Genomic DNA, 518 nt, shown 5'->3' with positions numbered 1-518 from the left:
GACAAAAACCATCACGTGCTTTTTGTTTAATAGCAGGTCTGTATATACTATCGTGCGGGACGCTTACATCATTAACAATCGTATAGCCAGAAACATAAGACAGCGCTTCTTCTTCCTTCACACGTGTTGCTGTTTTACCAATAACTACACCAAGCGTCGCACCCATTTCTAGTTCTACTGAATCATCTGGAACAGGAATAGCCATCCTATGGCCTATTAAAGTATTTGCTGGCTTAATGTATAAGACAGGCGCTTTTGGCGCTCCTTGATAAGGCGCTTTATGAACCGCATCTCCAAGTACTTCAAGAGCCCCTTTATAATTTAAAAGGGCTCCATATATAGTTCCTGTTACGGGGGGATCTAAAGGTGTTGTGATCACTTCCCCTTCTTGGATAGACACTTCATATTGCCGCTGCATTGTGCGAATTCTTACATTTACCAATGTAAGTCACTCCCTTTTTCGATTAATGATGATTGACGCCTTTTACGTCACTTCCTGTATTAGACTTCACCAATAT

Annotated in this window: 1 protein-coding gene; it reads right to left on the bottom strand. The window is 41.3% G+C overall.

Translation table 11 applies throughout. From position 1 onward, the window contains the following. Window positions 1–418 (bottom strand): fumarylacetoacetate hydrolase family protein (locus tag AC1DUW_RS32205; protein WP_477644636.1); only part of this gene is annotated, 418 nt, incomplete at its 3' end. Window positions 419–518 lie beyond the last annotated feature (100 nt).

It is taken from the genome of Peribacillus sp. P4_C12 (genome assembly GCF_056402095.1).
Note: the sequence above shows the minus strand (reverse complement) of the source record. Positions and strands in the feature narration are given on the sequence as shown.